The sequence below is a fragment of the Frankia sp. AgKG'84/4 genome (assembly GCF_023242965.2).
GTDB lineage: Bacteria > Actinomycetota > Actinomycetes > Frankiales > Frankiaceae > Frankia.
Map to the genome: position 1 here is coordinate 1 of NZ_JALKFU020001016.1, position 1782 is coordinate 1782.

2 protein-coding genes are annotated in these 1782 nt (G+C 70.6%); both read left to right on the forward strand.

Annotated elements, in window-relative coordinates; translation table 11 throughout:
- The coding region (locus MXD58_RS26895) for a hypothetical protein (RefSeq protein ID WP_250610611.1) at positions 1 to 231 on the forward strand (231 nt) is incomplete at its 5' end.
- A 57-nt stretch (positions 232 to 288) separates the two neighbouring features.
- Positions 289 to 1647 carry a Pup--protein ligase gene (pafA, locus tag MXD58_RS26900; protein ID WP_248840370.1) on the forward strand — a complete coding sequence of 453 codons (1359 nt, stop codon included), beginning with the start codon at positions 289 to 291 and terminating at the stop codon, positions 1645 to 1647.
- Positions 1648 to 1782 lie beyond the last annotated feature (135 nt).

Sequence of the window (1782 nt, forward strand, 5' to 3'; positions counted from 1 at the left end):
GGCGCGGACCGGGTGACGGCGGATCACGTCGACGCGGTCCGGGTCGGGGCCGACCGGGTGGGGGAGCGCACGGCGGATCCCGCGGCGGGCGACCCGTGGACTCTGGAGCGCACCGTGCCCTCCGAGCCGCCGTCCACGGACAGCGCCGTCCGGGTGCCGCCGAGGCGCCCCGCGGACGTCCGTCCGGGCGGCGAGCCGGGGCCGGCGGCGGGCGGACCGCAGGGCCGGTGACGCCGAGCCCGAGCGTCCGGCCCCGCCGGGACGGCATCCGAGCATAGGGTCACAGACGTGGATCGCCGCATCTTCGGTCTTGAGAACGAGTACGGCGTCACCTGCGTGTTCCGGGGGCAGCGAAGGCTGTCCCCGGACGAGGTGGCGCGGTACCTGTTCCGTCGTGTCGTGTCCTGGGGACGCAGCTCCAACGTGTTCCTCAAGAACGGCGCCCGCCTCTACCTCGACGTCGGGAGCCATCCCGAGTACGCGACTCCGGAATGCGACTCCGTCCCGGATCTCGTCACCCACGACAAGGCCGGTGAGCGGATCCTGGAGGGCCTGCTCGTCGAGGCCGAGCGGCGGCTGCGGGAGGAGGGCATCGCCGGCGACATCCATCTGTTCAAGAACAACACCGACTCGGCCGGCAACAGCTACGGCTGCCACGAGAACTATCTCGTCGGCCGGCACGGCGAGTTCTCCAAGCTCGCCGATGTGCTCGTGCCGTTCCTCGTCAGCCGGCAGATCCTCTGCGGCGCCGGCAAGGTGCTGCAGACCCCGCGCGGCGCGGTCTACTGCATCTCCCAGCGCGCCGAGCACATCTGGGAGTCGGTGTCCTCGGCGACGACCCGCTCGCGCCCGATCATCAACACCCGCGACGAGCCGCACGCCGACGCCGAGCGCTTCCGCCGCCTGCACGTCATCGTCGGTGACTCGAACATGAGCGAGACGACGATGCTGCTCAAGCTCGGCTCGACCGACCTCGTGCTGCGCATGATCGAGGCCGGGGTGATGCTGCGCGACATGACGCTGGAGAACCCGATCCGGGCGATCCGCGAGGTCAGCCACGACATGACCTGCCAGCGTAAGATCAAGCTGGCGAACGGCCGCGAGGTCAGCGCGCTGGACATCCAGCGCGAGTACTACGCCAAGGCGGTCGAGTTCGTCGAGCGCCGGGGCGGCGACGCCGTCGCCAAGCGGGTCCTCGACCTGTGGGGCCGCACGCTGCTCGCGATCGAGACCGACGACCTGGAACTGGTCGCCCGTGAGATCGACTGGGTGACGAAGTACGTGCTCATCGAGCGCTTCCGGCACCGCCACGGGCTCTCGCTGGCCTCGCCGCGCATCGCCGAGCTCGACCTGAAGTACCACGACATCCACCGCGACCGCGGGCTGTACTACAAGATGGAGCGGGCCGGCCTCGTCGAACGCGTCACCCGGGATCTGGACGTGTTCGAAGCCAAGTCCCGCCCGCCGCAGACGACCCGGGCGCGGCTGCGCGGCGAGTTCATCAAGCGGGCTCAGGAGAAGCGGCGCGACTTCACCGTCGACTGGGTCCATCTCAAGCTCAATGATCAGGCTCAGCGTACGGTGCTGTGCAAGGATCCGTTCCGGTCCGTCGACGACCGCGTCGACAAGCTCATCGCCAGCATGTGAGGAACCCGCCCCCGTGATGTCCGCCTCGCGGTGCCTTCCCGGCGCCCCGACCGCCCGCGCGGTGACCCGCACCGTGTGCGGGCTGCTGCCCGCGGTGCTGCTCGCCGCCGCGCTCGCCGGCTGCGGCGCCTCCAC